2 tRNA genes and 1 rRNA gene are annotated in these 547 nt (G+C 47.5%); all 3 read right to left on the bottom strand.

The features are described 5' to 3' along the window. Positions 1-74 precede the first annotated feature (74 nt). A tRNA-Ala gene (locus tag G4407_RS16295) sits at positions 75-147 on the bottom strand. Between the two features lie 23 nt (positions 148-170). Next, a tRNA-Ile gene (locus tag G4407_RS16290) sits at positions 171-244 on the bottom strand. Positions 245-255: 11 nt separating this feature from the next. Next, positions 256-373 (bottom strand): 5S ribosomal RNA (rrf, locus tag G4407_RS16285). Between the last annotated feature and the right edge of the window lie 174 nt (positions 374-547).

Below are 547 nucleotides of genomic sequence, written 5' to 3'. Positions count from 1 at the left end.
TGTCTTTCTCTATTTGAGAATTGATTTATTTTTGTATGCAGTTTTCAAAGTACATGTGGTTCTTACGAACCAAGTGGAGAATACGAGATTCGAACTCGTGACCTCCTGCTTGCAAGGCAGGCGCTCTCCCAACTGAGCTAATCCCCCATATTCAATTATCTTTAAAGAAGTGGGCTTAAGTGGACTCGAACCACCGACCTCACGCTTATCAGGCGTGCGCTCTAACCGGCTGAGCTATAAGCCCTTCCTTTTATAATCTGGCGGCCACCTGCTCTCCCACACCGTCTCCAGTGCAGTACCATCGGCCGGTCAGGTCTTAACCATCGTGTTCGAGATGGGAACGGGTGTGTCCCCTGACCGCATCGCCACCAGAAATATTGAGTTCTTAGCGAAGTCTTTCTGAGCTTAGAACGAAAGCTGTTCTTTGAGCCCCGCGAAAAGAACTTCCTTTATCGATAACTCAACAATAGACAACATTCTTCCTTACTTCTTCTTCCTTAGAAAGGAGGTGATCCAGCCGCACCTTCCGATACGGCTACCTTGTTAC

This window comes from Allocoprococcus comes (assembly GCF_013300725.1).
Classification (GTDB): Bacteria; Bacillota; Clostridia; order Lachnospirales; family Lachnospiraceae; genus Allocoprococcus; species Allocoprococcus comes_A.
Note: the sequence above shows the minus strand (reverse complement) of the source record. Positions and strands in the feature narration are given on the sequence as shown.